This window comes from Rhodococcus sp. BS-15 (genome assembly GCF_000813105.1).
Classification (GTDB): Bacteria; Actinomycetota; Actinomycetes; order Mycobacteriales; family Mycobacteriaceae; genus Rhodococcoides.
On the sequence record NZ_BAOX01000517.1, the window covers coordinates 1 to 1726 of the forward strand.

2 pseudogenes are annotated in these 1726 nt (G+C 67.3%); both read right to left on the bottom strand.

The annotated features are described in order from the left end of the window. Positions 1–560 (bottom strand): annotated as a pseudogene (locus RHBS_RS27525) (hypothetical protein); the annotation flags it as partial. 24 nt (positions 561–584) lie between these two features. Continuing rightward, positions 585–1513, bottom strand: a pseudogene (locus tag RHBS_RS27530) (NAD-dependent epimerase/dehydratase family protein). Positions 1514–1726: the final 213 nt, after the last annotated feature.

Consider the following 1726-nt stretch of genomic DNA (forward strand, 5'->3'; position numbering starts at 1 on the left):
CCGCGAGACCCACGGCGACCCCCCGAGCCGAGATCGCCTGCACCGACGACACCGATCACTGCGACGGCGAGGCCAGCACCTGCCGCCGCGAAACCGGATCCGACGGTGGCCAGCACCGAGTTCATCGGAACCAGCCACGATTGTCGAACCACGTGGGGCAGCGACGCGGACGCCCCCGCGAGTACGAAACGACTGAGCCCCACGGTGGCCAAGGCCAACAGCAACAACGGTGTGGCGTCCACCCCGGCGCACAGCAGTACCGCGGTGGTGACGATCAGCACGATGCGAACGATGTTGGCCCACAGCAGGACCGAGCGGCGATCCCAGCGGTCGAGTAGGGCTCCGGCGAACGGCCCCACCAGCGAGTACGGGACGAGCAGCACCGCGAATCCGGCTGCGATCTCGGCCGGATTCGTCGCGCGCTCCGGGTTGAACAGGATGGCACCGCTGAGCGCGGCCTGGAACAACCCGTCGCCGAACTGACCGGCGAACCGAATGGTCGTCAGCTTGCCGACCCCCGGGGATTCGCGCAGTCGGGTACGGAAGGAAGCGTCGCTCACCGACGGGACTTTAGCCCCCGCCCGTCACACGGAGACGGCGGGAGTCGCGGCCCACCACGCCATCGTGGCGGCCGTACCGTCGACGAGTGAGGTGGGCTGCTGTCCGAGGATCGCCTCGCTGCGGCTCGAGTCGAGGACGTAGGGGTAGCGGAACTGGTACAGCGTGTCGCCGAGTTCTTTCATCGGACCGGGCACCAGGCTCAGCGCGCGCATCACCCAGGTCGGAATGACGCCGACCTTCGGTGTGGTGAGTCCAGCTGCAGCCGAGAACATCTCGATCATCGCCCGCTGCGAGACGGCAGGAGCGGTGGGTGCATGCAGGACGGTGTTCCACAGCGACCGTGACGCCGCGGCCGTGATCATCGCGGCTGCCAGATCCGGGACGTAGGTGAACGAGTGGGGTAGATCGGCGGAGGCGATGACGCGGATCGGCTTGCCCGCCAGAACGGGCGCGATCACCCGCTCACCCATGTGGGAGGTCAGCACGCGCGTCCGTAGAAATCCGAGGCGGCGACGCTGACGGTGGGTGTTGCGTGCGCATCACGCGCAGCGAGGAGTTCGGTGCGTACTCCCAATTTCCGGAACGTCGCGTCTCGGGGCGAGTCCTCGCGGATCGGACCGTCGACCCGGCCGTAGGCGTACAGACTTTCGGGAAACGCGACAACGGTGCCCGCGGCCGCGTCGAGCACGCGGTTGTCCATGGCGACGAGTTTGTCGCGCCACACCTTGTTCTCGTACGCGACGTGGGTGCAGTGGTAGACGGCGGTGGCACCGCTCAGGTGGGGTCGAAGATCGTCGGATTCGATGTCGACGGAGCGGCGTTCGATCATCGGGTGCTCGGGTCCGCTGCCGGATCGGGTGAGGACGCGCACCGAATGCCCCTGCGCAGCAAGCTGTTCGGCAACTGCCGCGCCGACGGGTCCGGCTCCGGTAACGACGTGAAGTTCGGTCATGATCGCTCCATTCGAGGAAAGGGAGAGCAGTGCTCTCTGGTGTACCGAGTGTGCACCCATGGAGGCGATAAAGCAAGAGCAGTGCTCTCTGAAAAGAGCGGCAGTTACTGTGAGGGCCATGGCGAGCACTCCCCGCACCCGAGCCCGCGCGCAGACTCTGGCCGACATCACGCGCATCGGACGCGAACACCTGGCCCGCCGACGGCGCGGCCA